Origin of the sequence: Pedobacter ginsengiterrae (genome assembly GCF_039537385.1) — a bacterium.
GTDB lineage: Bacteria > Bacteroidota > Bacteroidia > Sphingobacteriales > Sphingobacteriaceae > Pedobacter > Pedobacter ginsengiterrae.
Window position 1 is genome coordinate 538,958 of sequence record NZ_BAABAK010000015.1, and the last position, 17,595, is coordinate 556,552.

Annotated in this window: 16 protein-coding genes; 9 read left to right on the forward strand and 7 right to left on the reverse strand. The window is 35.7% G+C overall.

The features are described 5' to 3' along the window. Positions 1-61: 61 nt before the first annotated feature. Together ABD692_RS15410 and mfd are read right to left on the reverse strand one after the other, a co-directional pair. Positions 62-280 (reverse strand): DUF3820 family protein, encoded by a 219-nt coding sequence (locus ABD692_RS15410; protein ID WP_316754770.1) that lies wholly within the window; start codon positions 278-280, stop codon positions 62-64. Further along, entirely contained in the window at positions 280-3,618 is a 3,339-nt protein-coding gene (mfd, locus tag ABD692_RS15415) for a transcription-repair coupling factor (protein ID WP_344768373.1), read from the reverse strand. Before mfd ends, ABD692_RS15410 begins: the two co-directional genes overlap by 1 nt. Positions 3,619-3,869: 251 nt before the next feature. Between mfd and ABD692_RS15420 the strand changes: the two genes are divergently transcribed. The 5 genes from ABD692_RS15420 (at position 3,870) to ABD692_RS15440 (ending at position 8,371) form a co-directional block, all read left to right on the forward strand. Further along, positions 3,870-4,172 (forward strand): DUF2752 domain-containing protein, encoded by a 303-nt coding sequence (locus tag ABD692_RS15420; RefSeq protein ID WP_344768375.1) that lies wholly within the window; start codon positions 3,870-3,872, stop codon positions 4,170-4,172. 4 nt (positions 4,173-4,176) lie between these two features. After that, positions 4,177-4,545, forward strand: coding sequence for an NINE protein (locus tag ABD692_RS15425; RefSeq protein WP_344768376.1), 369 nt, complete (start codon positions 4,177-4,179; stop codon positions 4,543-4,545). A 320-nt stretch (positions 4,546-4,865) separates the two neighbouring features. Continuing rightward, positions 4,866-5,963: a Nif3-like dinuclear metal center hexameric protein gene (locus ABD692_RS15430; RefSeq protein WP_344768378.1), complete on the forward strand. Its 1,098-nt coding sequence runs from the start codon at positions 4,866-4,868 to the stop codon at positions 5,961-5,963. Then, on the forward strand, positions 5,963-6,706 hold the full coding sequence (locus tag ABD692_RS15435) for a zinc ribbon domain-containing protein (RefSeq protein ID WP_316754758.1): 744 nt from the start codon (positions 5,963-5,965) through the stop codon (positions 6,704-6,706). The genes ABD692_RS15430 and ABD692_RS15435 overlap by 1 nt, the downstream gene beginning before the upstream one ends. Before the next feature lie 174 nt (positions 6,707-6,880). After that, positions 6,881-8,371, forward strand: coding sequence for a tetratricopeptide repeat protein (locus ABD692_RS15440; protein WP_344768381.1), 1,491 nt, complete (start codon positions 6,881-6,883; stop codon positions 8,369-8,371). Between the two features lie 6 nt (positions 8,372-8,377). Here ABD692_RS15440 and ABD692_RS15445 read toward each other — a convergent pair whose 3' ends face one another. From ABD692_RS15445 to rsfS, 4 genes are all read right to left on the reverse strand, one after another. Further along, on the reverse strand, positions 8,378-9,454 hold the full coding sequence (locus tag ABD692_RS15445; protein WP_344768383.1) for a 3-oxoacyl-ACP synthase III family protein: 1,077 nt from the start codon (positions 9,452-9,454) through the stop codon (positions 8,378-8,380). A gap of 370 nt (positions 9,455-9,824) precedes the next feature. Further along, complete coding sequence (locus ABD692_RS15450; protein ID WP_316754752.1) at positions 9,825-10,469, reverse strand: LutC/YkgG family protein; 645 nt, start codon at positions 10,467-10,469, stop codon at positions 9,825-9,827. 68 nt (positions 10,470-10,537) lie between these two features. Then, on the reverse strand, positions 10,538-12,637 hold the full coding sequence (gene ftsH / locus ABD692_RS15455; protein ID WP_316754750.1) for an ATP-dependent zinc metalloprotease FtsH: 2,100 nt from the start codon (positions 12,635-12,637) through the stop codon (positions 10,538-10,540). A 27-nt stretch (positions 12,638-12,664) separates the two neighbouring features. Beyond that, the gene (gene rsfS / locus ABD692_RS15460; protein ID WP_344768386.1) at positions 12,665-13,039 is read right to left on the reverse strand and encodes a ribosome silencing factor; all 375 of its coding nucleotides are present in this window, start codon (positions 13,037-13,039) and stop codon (positions 12,665-12,667) included. A 44-nt stretch (positions 13,040-13,083) separates the two neighbouring features. Here rsfS and ABD692_RS15465 point away from each other — a divergent pair, with 44 nt between their 5' ends. The 4 genes from ABD692_RS15465 (at position 13,084) to pfkA (ending at position 17,125) form a co-directional block, all read left to right on the forward strand. Beyond that, complete coding sequence (locus tag ABD692_RS15465; RefSeq protein ID WP_344768388.1) at positions 13,084-13,860, forward strand: biotin--[acetyl-CoA-carboxylase] ligase; 777 nt, start codon at positions 13,084-13,086, stop codon at positions 13,858-13,860. 7 nt (positions 13,861-13,867) lie between these two features. Continuing rightward, positions 13,868-14,317, forward strand: a complete 450-nt coding sequence (locus tag ABD692_RS15470; RefSeq protein WP_316754744.1) for a protein-disulfide reductase DsbD domain-containing protein — start codon at positions 13,868-13,870, stop codon at positions 14,315-14,317. Positions 14,318-14,454: 137 nt separating this feature from the next. Next, on the forward strand, positions 14,455-16,149 hold the full coding sequence (locus tag ABD692_RS15475; protein WP_344768391.1) for a protein-disulfide reductase DsbD family protein: 1,695 nt from the start codon (positions 14,455-14,457) through the stop codon (positions 16,147-16,149). Next, positions 16,142-17,125 carry a 6-phosphofructokinase gene (gene pfkA, locus ABD692_RS15480; protein ID WP_316754739.1) on the forward strand — a complete coding sequence of 328 codons (984 nt, stop codon included), beginning with the start codon at positions 16,142-16,144 and terminating at the stop codon, positions 17,123-17,125. The genes ABD692_RS15475 and pfkA overlap by 8 nt, the downstream gene beginning before the upstream one ends. 84 nt (positions 17,126-17,209) lie before the next feature. Here pfkA and ABD692_RS15485 read toward each other — a convergent pair whose 3' ends face one another. Then, positions 17,210-17,533 (reverse strand): heavy metal-binding domain-containing protein, encoded by a 324-nt coding sequence (locus tag ABD692_RS15485; RefSeq protein WP_316754736.1) that lies wholly within the window; start codon positions 17,531-17,533, stop codon positions 17,210-17,212. Positions 17,534-17,595: the final 62 nt, after the last annotated feature.

Below are 17,595 nucleotides of genomic sequence, written 5' to 3' on the forward strand. Positions count from 1 at the left end.
GCAAAAATATCAAAAGCATTAAGATTGCTTCGTGCCTCGCAATGACGACTTTGTGAAATAACTACCTATTCTGATTCTTCAATGGCGTTAGCAAATACTCCAATCCATTGACTCGAATTTCGAACATTGTTGCCATTAAATCACCTAATTTCCCTTTCGGGAAACCTTTATCTTTATACCAAAGCAAATAACTTTCTGGAATGTTGCAAATTAAATAGCCTTTGTATTTACCATAGGGCATTTGCATTTTAACTAAATCGAGCAATAAAGTTGGGTCCATTAATCGATTAATTCTAAAGTTTCAATGGCTTCTTCAACACTGCTAATGTTATCAAAGGCAATACGTAAAGTATTTTTAACCTCTTTTAAATTACACATTCGTGGATGATTTTGAGCAAAAGTTAAAATTTTGGTGAAAGTGTTCGAATCGAAATAAGCCGATTGTTTATCACTTAGAAAATAACCACGCAAACTGTTTTTCTTAAAACTTATTTTTTCGAAACCTAACTTTTTACCCAACCATTGTAGTCGCACAACGCTTAACATAGTTTTCACTTGCGGCGGAACAGGGCCGAAACGATCGGCTAAATGTTTTTCGAAAACAGCTAATTCGGCTTCGTCGCTTAGCTTAGAAAGTTCGGTATATAAGTTATATCGCTCGGTAATATTGGTAATGTAAGCATCAGGAATGTAAAGCTCTAAATCGGTATCAACCTGAGTAAAGCCAACAAACGGACGAGCGGGTTCATTCTCAAACAAACCTTTAAATTCTGCCTCTTTTAGTTCCTGAATGGCTTCATCTAAAATTTTATGATACATTTCAAAACCAATTTCGGCGATAAAACCGCTTTGTTCGGCACCCAATAAGTTTCCGCTACCGCGGATATCTAAATCTCGCATCGCCACATTAAAGCCACTTCCTAAATCAGAAAACTCTTCAATGGCGCTCAAACGTTTTCTTGCCTCAGAAGTTAAAGTAGAAAGCGGTGGCGATAATAAATAACAGAAAGCTTTTTTATTACTCCTGCCTACGCGACCACGCATTTGGTGTAAATCGCTCAACCCAAACATGTGTGCATGGTTAATGATGATCGTATTTGCATTCGGAATATCCAACCCAGCTTCGATAATGGTGGTTGCAACCAAAACATCTTTTTCGCCATTAATAAAATCAAGCATCACATCTTCCAAAGCATCGCCATCTAACTGGCCGTGTGCAATACCAATTCGTGCTTTAGGAACAAGTTTTTGTATCAGTCCGCCTAACTGCATCAAATCATTTACCCTGTTGTGAATAAAGAAAGCTTGCCCGCCTCTATCCAATTCAAATTGAATTGCTTCCTGGATTAACTTATCATTAAAAACGTGTAATTCTGTATTAACAGGTTGGCGGTTTGGCGGTGGAGTACTGATAATTGATAAATCTCGAGCACCCATTAAGGAAAAGTGTAACGTTCTCGGAATCGGCGTTGCCGTTAAAGTCAAAGTATCAACATTTACCCGTACGGCCTTTAACCTTTCTTTTGCGGTAACGCCAAACTTTTGCTCTTCATCAATAATCATGATGCCAAGGTCTTTAAACTTTACATCTTTGCTAAGTAAACGATGTGTTCCGATTAAAATATCAACTTTCCCGGAAGCGGCTTCGGCCAAAGTATCCTTAATCTGTTTATTTGTTTTAAAACGATTAATATAATCAACCGTAACCGGGAAATCTTTTAATCGAGATGAAAAGGTTTTGAAATGTTGTAAAGCCAAAATAGTAGTTGGCACTAAAATCGCTGCTTGTTTTCCTTCTGCTACAGCTTTAAATGCCGCACGAACAGCTATCTCGGTTTTACCGAAACCAACATCACCACAAACCAAACGGTCCATTGGGTGTGGCGATTCCATATCTTTTTTAACATCTTGAGTAGCTTTCAACTGATCGGGGGTATCCTCGTATATAAATGAAGCTTCGAGTTCAGTTTGCAAATATCCATCAGGAGAAAATGCTGTACCCGCTTGTGTTTTGCGTATCGCATAAAGCTTAATCAAATCACGAGCAATGTCTTTAACTTTTTTTTTTGTAGTTTTTTTGAGCTTATCCCAGGCGTCGGTACCTAGTTTATTCATTTTCGGTATGCCACTTTCTTTGCCGCTGTATTTTGCAATGCGATTTAATGAGTTAATGTTTACGTAAAGCAAATCATTATCTGCATAAATCAGGCGAATCATTTCTTGGGTTTTTCCGTTTACTTCAACCTTTTCCAATCCAGCATATTTTCCAATGCCATGATCGATATGGGTTACGTAATCGCCCGATTTTAGTTCACGTAAATCTTTAAGGGTAATGGCCTGACTTTTCTGATAGCCTTTTTTGAGTTTGTATTTATAGTAACGATCAAAAATTTGATGATCGGTGTAAAAAGCCATTTGAATTTGAGGATCAATAAAACCCTCTCTCAACATGCTGTTAATCGGTGTAAACTTCGCGGTTTTATCAATGTCGTCTAAAATGGCGTACAAACGCTCAATTTGCTTTGGCGAATCAGTAAAAATGAAGTTAATAATTCCAGCCTTTTCGTTTTCTTTTAAGTTATGAATAAGGAGGTTAAAATCTTTATTAAATGATGGCTGCGGTTTAGTTTCAAACTCGAAACGATTTTCTGTTTGATAAAAAAACTGTTTACCAAACTCAATTATCGGAAAATCCTGTAAGTGATCGCCAAGTAATTTCTCATCAGTAAAAGCAAATTTAGGGTCAATCCACTCTGGGTTTTGTGTTTTATCAGCAATCGATAAAGCTTTCCAAAGTTCTACGGCTTTTTTAAATCCAGCCTTAATTATGTCAAGTGTAAACTCTACATCTTTAAACCAGAGTTGCGTATCTTGATCGATATAATCTAAAATACTGATGTTGCTTTCCGTTAAAAACTTTGCCTGCACATTCGGTACAATGGTAAGCGATTTTACATCCGCAACCGAAAGCTGACTTTCGATTTCGAAACTACGAATGCTTTCTACCTCATCGCCAAAAAACTCAATTCGGTAAGGTAAATCCGAAGAAAAAGAAAAAATATCTACAATACCACCACGAATAGAAAATTGCCCAGGCTCATAAACAAAATCTCTTCGGTCGAAATCATAGTCAATTAAAAATTCATTTATAAAATCGATGCCGAGTTTTGCGCCAAGACTAATTTCGAGCGTATTTTTTTCTAAAGCAGAACGATCAATAACTTTCTCTGCAATAGCTTCTGGATATGAAACTACAATTTTGCCATACTCCGAATCATGATTCAATTCGTTTAAAACTTCGGCACGAGCTAATACATTAGCCGTATCAACCTGTGTAAAATCGAAAGATTTTCTGTAAGAAGAAGGAAATAATAAAACCTGTTTATCTAAAATACCTTCTAAATCAGATTGAAAATATGATGCCTCTTCCCGATCAGGTAAAACGAAAAGTAAAGGCTTATGAAGCAAGAAGTATGATGAAAGTGCCACTACAGCATCAGCAGAACCCACCAAACCCTTCAATTGTATCTTTGGGTTTTTGGTGCTGTTTAACGCTTTGGTAAACTCAGTTACCCTGTCGTCGGTTTTGTATCGGTTTATTAAATCGCGAATGTTCAAGGTGCAAAAATAAGCTTATCTTTTATATTTAACGGTAAAGTTATGTAAAGGTTTTTTTAAGTTTCATCTATTTTGGCTTAGTTAAATGTTGTTATTTAGTTTGGTTATCTTGGCTGCCGAAAACGCAATTCATAATTTCTTAGATTTATAAAGCCGCTTGGTCGAAATATTTGTGCCTTTCGTCGAGTAAAAGGATATTTGCGTAACAATGGGCTCTTTAAAGCCTCTAAACAATATAAAAAGCAAAAGAGATGAAAAACATTAAAAGCTTTCCACTAGAACTTGTTTTCTGGGTTACGGCTTTAGTGTTGTTAGCAACGGCAAACATACATCAGCATCACTTTACACTTTGTCCGCTAGCCAATTTAGGCTTCGAGCAGTGGTGTCCAGGATGCGGTTTAGGAAGATCGATAAGCTACATTTTTCATGGCGAATTTGCCGAAAGTTTTTCAGCACATTGGTTTGGCTTTCCTGCTTTAATAATTATAGGATACAGAATATTTGCACTAATAAAATACATAACAAATAAAAAATACTCAACATTAAACACATAAAATCATGGATATATTTCAATCACCCTTTATGTCGTTACCAGGTATAACGCCAGAAGAATACTCATACTTACAACAAGCAACAACAGGTTTAAATGAGCAACAATTGCGTAATTTCTTGATGGTTTATAGTAGCAAAAGAAAAAACCCGTCAGATATGTTGATATTCTGTTTAATCGGATTGTTTGTTGTGCCAGGCTTACAAAGATTTATCATCGGTCAAATTGGGATGGGCATATTGTACCTATTCACAATCGGATTGTGTTTTATCGGTTCAATCGTAGATATTGTTAACCATAAAAACCTGGCTTACGAATATAACCAGAAAATGGCCTTCGAAAGCTTACAAATGGTAAGAATGGGTGGGTTTCAATAAATTTTTAGAAAAGCAAAAACAATACACTTTTTAAGCGTTTGTCCTGCTATACATTACAAGTCCGCACCCGATGAAGAATCGGGTTTGCGGGCTTTTCATTTCTATCAGGGTTAAAAAAGTAAGGCTTTGTAGTTTTTGGGTTGGTTTTTCCACCTATTATAACCAGGTTGTTGACTTTAGTTTTCGATTATAATAAGGTATTCTAAAAGTTCAGAGCGGACACAAGTTTTAACTACCGGTTGGTGCCTCACCGACCGAAACTAAAAAAAAGTTAATGGTTTCATTTCAAACAAAAACTTGAAATTATATATCTTTATAGCATGAGATTATCAGAAATAACAAACTACCTTGAAAGTATAGCGCCATTAAATTATCAGGAAGATTACGATAATTCTGGTTTAATCGTCGGCGATCCGAATATGGAAGTTAGGGCTGCTTTAGTGGCTTTAGATTGTGTAGAAAAAATTGTTGATGAAGCAATTTCTACAGGCTGCAATCTCATAATCACGCATCACCCAATCGTTTTTAAAGGGTTAAAAAAGCTTAACGGTAAAAATTATGTAGAGCGGGTGGTGTTAAAAGCAATTAAAAATAATGTTGCCTTATATGCCATACATACCAATTTGGATAGCGTACATACGGGTGTAAATGCGAGAATTTGTGAAACGCTTGGATTAAGCGGCATAAAAGTACTTTCACCAAAATCGGGCTTGTTAAAAAAGCTGGTTACTTTTTGCCCGCAGGCACAGGCAGAACAATTGCGTTCGGCTTTATTTTATGCGGGCGCTGGCAATATTGGTAATTATAGCGAGGCCAGTTTTAATGCCGAAGGCTTCGGAACTTTTAAAGCGAATGAAAACGCAAATCCTTTTGTTGGCGAAAAGGGTGCACAACATCACGAGTCTGAATTAAGGATAGAAGTTGTTTTTCCAGTACAAGCCGAACGAAAAATTTTACTGGCTTTGTTCGAAAACCATCCGTACGAAGAAGTAGCTTACGATATTTATAAACTCGAAAATAAACATCAACAAGTTGGTTCTGGTATGTTAGGCTGGTTGGAATACGATATGGAAGCTTACGATTTTCTGCACATGGTAAAAGACAGAATGCAGGCTAAAGTTGTTCGTTACACATCCGTTCTTCCAAAAAGAATAAAAAAAGTTGCCGTTTGTGGTGGTTCTGGTAGTTTTCTTTTAAAAGAAGCAATTGCTGCCGGAGCTGATGCTTTTATCACTGCAGATTTTAAATATCACGAGTTTTTCGACGCAGAAGAAAAAATAATGATTGCCGACATCGGACACTTTGAAACTGAACAATTTACATCAAATTTATTGGTTGAAATTATTCAGAAAAAATTTACTAACTTTGCAATCCGTTTAACGGAGCAAAATACAAACCCCATAAATTACTTGTTTTAATGGAACAAACCGTAGAACAAAAGCTAAAAGCTTTATACGAATTACAAAATATCCACACGAAAATTGATAAAATTCGCCAAGTACGTGGTGAGTTACCAATGGAAGTTGCCGATTTGGAGGATGATGTTTTAGGATTAGAAACTAGAATTTCAAAAATCAAAGGCGAACTTGATGATCTTGAGGATTCAATCGTAACCCGTAAAAACACAATCAAAGATGCACAAGCTGCAATCAAAAGATACGATACTCAATTAAAGGAAGTTAAAAACAACCGTGAATACGATGCTTTAACTAAAGAAATTGAGATTCAAGGTTTAGATATTCAGGTTTCTGAAAAGAAAATTAAAGAACACGGTTTTGAAATCACTTCTAAAACTGAAATCTTTGAAGCTGCTAAAGCTGAATTGGATGGCAGAAAGAAAGATTTAGAAATTAAAAAAGGAGAATTAGATGTAATTACATCTGAAACTGAAAAAGAAGAACAAGATTTACAAAAGAAAGCCGATAAATCAGAGCCTCAAATAGAGGAACGTTTATTAGTTGCTTACAAACGTTTACGCAAAAATGCGGTAAATGGTTTAGCTGTTGTAACCATCGACCGTGATTCTTGCTCAGGTTGTTTCAATCAAATTCCACCTCAACGTCAATTAGATATTCGTCAACGTAAAAAAATTATCGTTTGCGAACACTGTGGTCGTATTTTGGTTGATGAGGCTTTAACTCAAGAAGTAGCAGAAGCTTAATCGACAATTAAAATTACTTATAAAAGCGGTCGCGAATATTTTCGTGACCGCTTTTTGTTTTATACCAAAATAAACGAAGCGTAGTATTTTTACGTTAATTGGAGAATGTTATTTATTTGAGGTACAGTATTTGTGTGCTTTTTAAATATTATCCATCCGATTACGAATTATAAAATGATTAAAAGCTTACGATTTATTGCCGCTTTTCTGCTCTTCGCTTTCCTATCTCCTCTATCTTCTTTCGCCAACTTTGATTTTAACGCCAATTGTTTAAATGCTTACAGAAGCATTTTCGAGTTAAAATTAGGTAATGCAAAAGCTTATATATCAACCGAAAAAAAACTTCGCCCTAATAATGCTATTATTCCTTTATTAGAGAATTACGTGGATTACTTTACTTTAATTACATCTGAAAATAAGGCTGATTTTGATCGATTGAAAGGAAATAAATCATCAAGATTAGATAAAATAAGTGATGATGATAAATCTTCACCGTATTACTTATATGCTCAGGCAGAAATAAACCTGCAATGGGCGTTAATAAGAGGTCGATACGGCGAATATTTTAATGCAGCAATGGAAATACGTAAGGCGAATAATATGCTGCAGGACAACGCTAAAAAATTTCCAAATTTTCCGCTTAATGCCAAAGGTTTGGGTTTAATAAATGCAGTACTAGGAAACTTGCCAGATGGAGCTCTAAAAAGCACATTGGCCACATTTGGTATTCGCGGAAATCTTCAAAACGGATTAAATATGTTCGAGAAACTTGCTGATAACCTACCGAAGTCTACCTACGAGCCGTTTTATGATGAAGTTGTTTTCTACTATGCCTACGTATTAACAGATGTTGCTCATAGTTCTTCAGCTTATTCGAAAACCATAAAATACACCGAACGCATTGCAGATAGTAGTCTTTTGAAATCCTATCTTCAAAGTTACGTGTGTATCAAAACCGCACACAATGACGATGCCATTAACATTTTAGCTAAAAAGCCCGAAGGCGCAACTTATCAATCTTTTCCTTATTTGGATTATCTTGAAGGAATTGCACATTTAAATAAGCTCGATTTGAATGCAGCTACATATTTTAATCGTTTTTTGCAGACCAATAAGGGAGTTAATTATATTAAAGACACAAACCTTCATCTTGGTTGGATTTCGCTCTTAAAAGGAGATAAATCTGGGTATACAAGCTATATAGCAAAAGCAACTAATTCGGGTTACACTTATAATGAAAAGGATAAGCAAGCCCAGAACGAAGCTGCGGCCCCTGTTCCACCAACAGATTTGCTAAAAGCCAGACTTTTATTTGATGGAGGTTACTTAACAAGAGCGGCCCAGGTTCTTGATGATAAAAAAACAGCCGATTACAATACAGATAAGGATAAAACGGAGTTTAATTACAGAATGGGACGAATTTATGATGATTTAGGTAAAGATGATCAAGCACTTACTTATTATCAATCAACTATAAATCAAGGCCGAAATTTAAAGTACTATTTCGCAGCAAACGCTGCTTTGCAAATGGGCAAGGTTTACGAGAAAAAGAATAATAAAGTAAAAGCTAAAGAAGCCTTCAATACCGCAATCGGCATGAAAAATCATGAATACGAAAACAGTATTGAAAGCCAGGCAAAGGCTGGCTTAAGAAGATTAAACTAAGCCTTGTTAAAATCTATATACAAAAGCGTTAATGTGCATACCTGCTCCTACGGAAGCAAAAACAGCAACATCGCCTTTTTTAACTTTATAGCCTTTAACTTGCTCTTTTAAAACTAAATCTAATAACGTTGGAACTGTAGCCACCGAACTATTACCGAGCCAGCTGATGGTCATTGGAACCAGGTTTTCTGGAACGGTATCTAAACCATAAAGTTTAAATAAACGTTTCATTATAGCAGTATCCATTTTGCCGTTAGCTTGATGAACGAAAACAATATTTACATCTTCAACAGATAAACCCGCTTTGTCAATTGCTTTTTTAATTACTTGAGGAACCTGAACAACAGCAAACTCGTAAAGCTTACGTCCGTTCATTTTTAAATAGTAATTGCCACTGGTTTCTTCTGGATGAGAACCTTTGCCCATGATTAAAAGGTTGCCATAATTTACAGCATGAGTTTCTGTTTTATGAGCTAAGATTCCGTTTTTATTTTCTGATGAAACACCTTCAAAAATTACAGCACCAGCACCATCCGAAAATATCATACTGTCCCGATCATGCGGATCGATAATACGCGAAAGCGTTTCTGCGCCAATAACCAATACGCGTTTAGCATCGCCACTTTTTATAAAATAATCTGCCTGAATAGCACCTTGAACCCAACCAGGACATCCGAAAATAATATCGTAAGCAACACAATCAGGGTTATTAATGCCTAATTGTTGCTTAACTTTAGATGCGAGTGATGGCAGAATATCAATTCGATTACTGTTTAATGGAATATCGCCAAAGTTGTGGCAAAATATAATATAATCTAATGTTTCCTTATCTATACCCGAATTTTCGATTGCTTTTTCAGCAGCTTTTGCTCCGATATGATTACTTAATTGATCAGGACAGGCGTAGCGTCTTTCTACAATTTCAGTTATTTCTGAGAATTTATGGATAATCTCAGAATTTTCTTTTTCTAAAAGATTTCCGTTTTCAAAAAAAGTTGAATTTAAAAATTCATTACCAGAAATAATATTTTCAGGAATATAGCTTCCTGTACCGATAATTACTGTATTTATTGTTGCGCTCATAATTATGATACCGCATACTAAAACGGTATGTAGTATAAAACTATGGTTAATAAATTAGAAATGGAAATAAATTCGTTTTTAGCTAGAGATTATTTTTAATCACAAAATTTAAAAACCCGCTTTTTTTATCAATATTAAGCTTTTGAATCATGTTTTTTCGGCTCGTATCGACTGTAAAAATACTAATATAACCTACAACTAAACCTATAGTATTGTAAAATATAAAGTTGTAATTCCTAAATCATCAAAAACATAATTTAAAATACCGAGTAATAATATAAGCATGGTAATTAAATAGTGCCGGGCATTTTATAACCATTAATTATCCTTTTTATTGTGCATATTGATTTAAAGCTTTATTGATGATAGCTCAACTAAAATCATCCACCAAAAACACAAATAATTCTTTTGGTCCGTGAGCGCCTAGTACTAATGTTTTCTCAATATCGGCGGTTCGACTTGGCCCCGTTATGTTGCTAATCATCGATGGGATTTGGTTGCCGTATTTATTTTTAAGCAGCTGAAAAGCATCTTTTAAATCTAAAACCAATTGGCTTGTTCTAGCAATAACGATATGATGGTGTGGAAAAATGCTTAACCTTCTGCCTGCGGCACCTTCATTTGTAACCATTACACTGCCATTTCTGGCAATTAATGCTTCGCACATGGTAATGCCAACTTCAGCCTGTTCAAAATCTTTATCCGTTTGGTAAAATGGAAATTCGTATTTCGATAAAAACTCTTGTAACTCTGGTTCCCAGCAATAAATTTTGCGCCATTTAAATCGATCGGCGAGTTGAAGCATATTTTCGATAAAATCGATTCCATCCTCGCAAAAAATAAAATTGCCCGATATCGCTGTTAGTTGCTCTGCAAATAAAACCTCAAGCTCATCTACATTTTTTTTATACAACGAACTATCTTCTAAGTTTGGATAAGGGTTTTCACGCTTTTCTAAAAGTGCTTTCCTTATCTTTTTTAGTATCTGTTCTTTCGCGGTTGTATTATCCTTCATCACTTAAAAAAATAAAACCTCGGATTTCTTACACCCGAGGTTTCAAATATATTAATATCCTTTAATATTTATTCTTTTTCAGAACTAGGGTTTAAACCTGCAGCATCTTGATTAAGATCAGGACTGCTAACGCCATCGTGAACTAAACCTTCAGCAGCTGGAGATTGATCGCCAGTTCCATTTACAAACTCATCGTAAGTTGTACGTGTATCGAACGGGCGTTTGCCTAAAATTTCTTCTAAATCAGCTTGGAATAAAATCTCTTTTTCTAATAATTTCTGCGCCAATTTTTCTAAACCATCTCTCTTATCTGTTAGTAATTGTTTTGTTTTTATATAAACATCGCCAATTAATTTACGAACCTCAACATCAATTAACTCTGAAGTTTTTTCTGAATATGGTTTGTTAAAATTGTATTCATTTTGAGGATCGTGGAAAGAAACATTTCCAACCGCTTCGTTCATACCATAAATACTAACCATCGCATAAGATAATTTAGTAATTCGCTCTAAATCGTTTTGAGCACCTGTCGAAATTTTACCGAAGGTAATATCTTCTGCAACACGGCCGCCCATAGTCATACACATACCGTCGATTAATTGCTCTGTTGTGTACAAGAATTGTTCTTTAGGTAAATATTGTGCATAACCTAAAGCAGCAACACCACGCGGAACGATAGAAACTTTAACTAAAGGATCTGCATGTTCCAGGAACCAGCCTGCAATTGCGTGACCAGCTTCGTGGTAAGCAACGATTCGTTTCTCTTCTGGCGAAATGATTTTGTTTTTCTTCTCTAAACCACCAATTACACGGTCAATAGCATCTTGAAAATCTTGCATATCGACAGATTCTTTGTTTCTACGAGCAGCAATTAACGCAGCCTCGTTACAAACATTGGCAATTTCGGCTCCAGCAAAACCTGGTGTTTGAGCTGATAATTTTTTAGCATCAACCTCGGCAGAAGTTTTAATTGGTTTTAAGTGTACATTAAAAATATGTTCACGGCCAACTAAATCTGGTTTATCGATTGAAATTTGTCTGTCGAAACGACCTGGGCGTAATAATGCAGAATCCAATACATCAGGACGGTTAGTTGCTGCAAGAATGATAATACCCGAATCCGTTCCGAAACCATCCATTTCAACCAATAACTGATTTAATGTGTTTTCACGCTCATCGTTACCACCCATCACACTATTTTTGCCACGAGCACGGCCAATCGCATCCACCTCATCAATAAAAATGATACATGGTGCTTTATCTTTTGCTTGTTTAAACAAATCACGTACACGTGATGCACCAACTCCCACAAACATTTCCACAAAATCAGAACCTGATAATGAGAAGAACGGAACCTGAGCCTCACCTGCAACAGCTTTTGCTAATAACGTTTTACCAGTACCTGGAGAACCAACAAGCAATGCGCCTTTTGGAATTTTACCACCAAGGTTTGTGTATTTTTTTGGGTTTTTAAGGAAATCTACAATTTCCATAACCTCTTGTTTAGCTTCTTCTAAACCTGCAACATCGTTAAAAGTAATATTAACCTGGCTTTCTTTATCAAATAAGGTTGCTTTAGATTTTCCAATACTGAAAATCTGACCGCCACCACCAGCACCACCACCCATACGGCGCATCATAAATATCCAGAAACCGATTAACAATAAAACTGGCAGAATGATACTTAAAAACCAGCTTGCTAAAGGATTATTTCTTGTTGTTGGTTGCGCTAAAATTCTCGAACCTTCGGGGATATTTTTCTGAGAATCAGATAAAAGTTTATCTAACGCATCTGGCGAGCCCGCAACAAAATAAACAGTAGGCCCTGTGTTTGCATTAAAGTTGCTGGTGTTTTTGTATGCTTTGTATTCTGGTTTGTTGAGGCTATCTTTTTTTATGTAAACCTCTGCCTTTACAATATCGTCAGATTTATATGAGATGATTTTCTCTACATCGCCTTTAAGCAACATCTGCGTTTCAAAAGTTCTGTAAGAAACTTCCTTACTTCCATCAGAAGTTAAGAAATAATTGCCAGCAACAATAGCTAGTATAATCGCGGCATAAACCCAAAAAATATTAAACTTAGTGCCCTTTTGAGGCTTTTTAGGGATGTTTGGTAATTTCTTCCCAGGTTTTTTGTTTTCGTTTGTATTTTGATTATCGTTCATTTGTCTTTTTCAAAAGGTTTGGTTTGGCTATGCGCTTTTATAATTTGTGCTTTCAGCATCGCCCCATAATTCTTCAATGCCATAGAAGTGGCGCTTTTCGGTTTTAAAAATGTGCACAACCACATCAAAATAATCTAAAATTATCCAGTCGGCAGATTCAAATCCCTCCTTATGTCGTGGGTCTGCTTGTGTGGCTTTGTATATCTCTTTTTCTACACTATCGGCAATAGCTTTTACTTGCGTTGCCGAATTGGCGCTCGCAATAATAAAATAATCAGCCACAGATGTATGAATATTTTTTAGATCCAACCGCACTATATCTTCTCCTTTTTTTTCTTGTATGCCATGTACGGCCAACTCAGAAAGGTATGTAGAAAGGGCTACTATATTCTTTTTTACCATTAAAATGCTTTAATTTTGGAATTACAATAAAATAAATTCAACACTTGCAAAATAACACTTTTTCGACACTATTTGTTGGTCAAAATTTTATCAAATTAAAAGAAGTTGATTCTACTAATAATTATTTAAAGAATTTGGCTTCAAATTCCGAGCCATTACCCGAAGGCACTGTAATTATGGCAGATCATCAATTTGCGGGAAGAGGGCAGCAAGAAAGTGTTTGGCAAACCGTCCCAGGGGAAAATATCAGTGCAAGTATTTATTTAAAACCGTCGTTTTTACCGCTAAATAAGCAGTTTTTCTTAAATATGGCTGTTAGTTTAGCGGTGGCAGAAGCACTATCATCTTTTCTTCCTCATCCTGTTAAGGTAAAATGGCCGAACGATATTTATTACAATAGAAAGAAACTTGGTGGCATACTTATCGAAAATACACTGACAGGTTCTACCATAAAATCTGCAGTGGTTGGCATTGGTTTAAACATTAACCAAGAGGAGTTTACCAACGATTTGGCCGAAAAAGCAACATCTTTATATCAAATTTTACATAAACAAGTAGATTTAGAGCTTGTTATGGCAAAAATATTCGTTTATATGGAAAAATACTATCTAAATTTGAAATCAGAACGATACAGTATTTTGCAAAAAAGCTATCTCAACAGGCTTTTGAATTTTAATACTGTTGCTACATATCTTCAGAATGGTCAGGTTTTTGAAGGTATTATAAAAGGAGTTGAAGATAGTGGTTTATTAATTATGGAGGTAGATCAAGAAACCACAACTTTTAACTTTAAGGAAATAGAATACATACACACAAAATAAACACACAATGAAAAAAATCACCTTAGTATTGTCAATGGTACTCTTTACCATTGCTGGCGCATTTGCCCAAATAGAAAAGCCAGTAACATGGTCTTATGTAGCAAAAAAGGTTAATAAAACCGAAGCGGTTTTATATTTAAAGGCATCAATCGATAGTAAATGGCATATTTACTCTCAAAATGTTAAAAGTGGTGGGCCAGTTAAAACAACTTTTGCTTTTTCTCCATCGAAAGATTTTAGCTTAGTTGGAAAAACAACAGAACCTAAAGCAATTGTGAAATACGAAGATACTTTTAAAATGAATGTTAGTTATTTTGAAAACCAAGTTATTTTTCAGCAGAAAATAAAACTAAACAAGGGTACTACTATTGTAAAGGGTAGAGTAGAGTTTATGACTTGTAATGATAGACAATGTCTTCCACCAGAAGAGGTTGAATTTAGCATCCCTGTTAAGTAACTGAAATTAAAATATTTATAAAGAGTCCCAAATTATTTGGGACTCTTTCTTTTTAAAGTAAAATCTACGTTTCGAATAGGTTTAAAGACCAAGCCTTTATAAAATTATTCTTAATTTCACCGCCTCAAAACACACAAATGAAAAAGGTTTTAATTTTATTACTGATGGCGGCCATGTTTATTGCATTGCCAGCTGTTAAAAGCTATGCCGCTGTAGCTCAAGATACAACGGCAACGGCTCCCCCCGAGGATCTTGTATTTACAGAAGTAGGATCTGCCCAAGATAGTGCAGCCAATAATGCGATAAAAGATTCTATATCAAAAGACACAACCGGGGCAACCGCCGTTGTTGCAAAAACACAACCAACAGAAGGAGGTTCGAATACATTGCTTTCTATTTTCGCCGCAGGTTTTATTGCGGGTCTAATAGCTTTCTTACTTCCGTGTATATTTCCAATGGTGCCTTTAACCGTAAGTTATTTTACCAAAAGAGCAGAAACTAAGGGTAAAGGTATTCAAGGTGCAATAATATATGGCGTTTCTATCATCGTGATTTATGTAGTGTTAGGTCTACTAATCACCGTAATTTTTGGCGCAAGTGCTTTAAATGAATTGGCTACCGACGGATTTTTTAATGTATTTATTTTCCTTATACTTTTAATTTTTGGTATATCGTTTTTAGGTGCATTTGAAATTACTTTACCAAGTTCTTTCGTTAATAAAATGGATTCAAAATCTGATTCTAAAGGATTAACAGGCATCTTTTTTATGGCTGCCACTTTAGCAGTTGTTTCATTTTCATGTACTGGGCCATTAATCGGAACACTTTTAGTTACTGTAGGACAAACTGGTGGATTTTTAGCCCCAATCATGGGTATGTTCGGCTTCTCACTCGCTTTAGCATTAATATTTGTTGTATTTGCCATTTTCCCTAGTTGGATGACTTCACTTCCTAAATCTGGTGGTTGGTTAAATGCAGTTAAAGTAGTTTTGGGTTTAATAGAAATTGCTTTGGCATTGAAATTTTTATCAACAGCAGATTTGGCTTATCACTGGGGAATTTTAGATAGAGAAGTATTTATCGCAATCTGGATTGTAATTGCCTTCATTTTAGGTTTTTATTTGCTAGGTAAAATTAAATTCTCTCATGATAGCGATTTGCCATATATATCAATTCCAAGATTGTTTTTAGGTGGAGCAGCATTTGTATTTGCATTTTATTTAATGCCTGGACTATGGGGCGCGCCATTAAAAGCAGTTAGTGCATTAGTTCCACCCCTATCTACTCAAGATTTTGTAATCGGCCAGGAAGGTAACTCTGGTAATCAAACAGCTTCATCAAAGCATCCTAAAAGAAAATATTCAGAATTCTTGCATATTCCACATAACATCGATGGTTTCTTCGATTATGAAGAAGCTTTAGCTTATGCAAAAGAAGTTAAAAAACCATTATTTTTAGATTTTACAGGTCACGGCTGCGTTAATTGTCGCGAAATGGAAGCAAGAGTTTGGTCTGATGCTCGAGTACTTAAAAAATTAAAGGAAGATTACATCGTTGTATCCTTATATACCGATGATAAAACAGCTTTGCCAGAGAGTGAGCAATTCGATTCGAAGGTTTTAGAAACTAAAGTTAATACCGTAGGGAAAAAGTTTAAACACTTACAAGCCGAAAGATTTAATACAATTTCGCAACCTTATTATGTACTTTTGGGTACCGACGAAAAAGAATTAGTTTCGCCTCCAATCGGGGTAGAATTTAGTATAGAGAAATATTTGCAATATCTGGATAAGGGACTTTCAGAATTTGCTAAGAAACAAACAAATGAATAAGATAAAAAACATTGGTATTTTAACCTCCGGTGGCGATTCGCCGGGCATGAATGCCGCTATTAGGGCCGTTGTTAGAGCCTCAATTTATTACGATATTGAAGTAACAGGATTCCTTCGTGGATATGAAGGCCTTATTAATGATGATTGTATGCCTATGGATCGCAAATCTGTAGCCAATATTATTCAACGTGGTGGCACAATTTTAAAAACTGCCCGTAGTGAAAACTTTAAAACAGTTGAAGGTAGAAAAACAGCCTACGAAAACTTAAAAGCAAGAAAAATAGATGCTTTAATTGTTATCGGTGGAGATGGAACTTTTACTGGTGCAAATGTTTTTGCTCAGGAATACGATTTTCCTATTGTTGGCTTGCCAGGAACAATTGATAACGATTTAGTGGGTACCGATTTTACAATTGGTTACGATTCTGCAATTAATACAGTTATTGATGCGGTTGATAAAATTAGAGATACAGCAGAATCTCACGACAGGCTTTTCATTGTAGAAGTTATGGGTCGAGATTCAGGCCTTATTGCTTTAAGAAGCGGAATTGGTGTTGGCGCCGAGGCCATTCTTATCCCCGAAGCAAATATGGGTGTAGAAGATGTTCTTCATAAATTAGAACATAGCCGTAAAGATAAAGCCTCGAAAATTATTATTGTTGCCGAAGGCGACGATGCAGGAGGAGCCTTTAAGGTTGGCGAAATTTTGCAATCAAAATACCCACATTACGATACAAAAGTTTCGGTTCTTGGCCACATTCAGCGTGGTGGTAAACCAACCTGTATGGATAGGGTTTTAGCAAGTAGATTAGGCGTTTCGGCAGTAGAAGGCCTAATTAAAGGCGAACGAAATGTAATGGCCGGACAGGTTAACAAAGAAATGATTTACACACCATTCGACCATGCAATTAAGCATATCGATGCAGAAAAAGTAAGTTCAACATGGTTAAAACTAATCGATATTCTTTCGTTTTAATCAAACCTCATTATAAAAAAGAAAAGTCATTCTCGCACCAGAATGACTTTCTTTTTTTGCTTAGTTTTCGCGTTAAGCAATATTTTAATCTTCTAAAATAACGGCAGTACCATTCGCACTAACCATCAGCATGCTTCCGCCGCTACCCACAGTTTCATAATCTAAATCTACTCCAACAATAGCATTCGCACCCAAAGCTGCGGCATACTGTTGCATTTCGTTCACGGCCGTGTCTTTTCCCTCACGTAAAACACGCTCGTAAGAACTCGCTCTTCCGCCAACAATATCGGTTATACCTGCAAACAAATCTTTAAAAATATTTGCGCCAATAATAGTTTCACCTGTAACCAGGCCAATATATTTTATAATTTTTCTGCCCTCAACTGTAGGCGTTGTGGTTACTAACATAGTTTCAGTTTTTTTAATATTTAGAATGTATTTTTTATAAAATGTTACAATTTTTTTTCGAA